1 pseudogene is annotated in these 263 nt (G+C 40.7%); it reads right to left on the bottom strand.

Going from position 1 to position 263, the window contains the following annotated elements:
* Positions 1–54 precede the first annotated feature (54 nt).
* Positions 55–263 (bottom strand): annotated as a pseudogene (locus tag Q4550_RS23585) (type I glyceraldehyde-3-phosphate dehydrogenase); the annotation flags it as partial.

Below are 263 nucleotides of genomic sequence, written 5' to 3'. Positions count from 1 at the left end.
GTTAGAATAGCCCCACTCGATGTCGTACCAAGAGATAACTTTAAACATGTTTCAATCGATACCCATTGTAGAAATACCATCTACGATTGAATAGTTCGGGTTACCGTTGTAGTCTTTTGATACTAGTGGCTCGTCGCTATAACCAAGGTATCCTTTAAGGTCGCCTTCAGCAGCTTATTTAAGAGCAGCGTTTACTTCGTCAACTGAAACGTCTTTATCAAGTTCAGCTACAAGGTCAACGATTGATACGTTAGGTGTAGGTA

This window comes from Anaerobacillus sp. 1_MG-2023 (assembly GCF_030547345.1).
Classification (GTDB): Bacteria; Bacillota; Bacilli; order Bacillales; family Guptibacillaceae; genus Guptibacillus; species Guptibacillus hwajinpoensis_B.
This window is presented reverse-complemented; position numbering and strand designations above follow the sequence as displayed.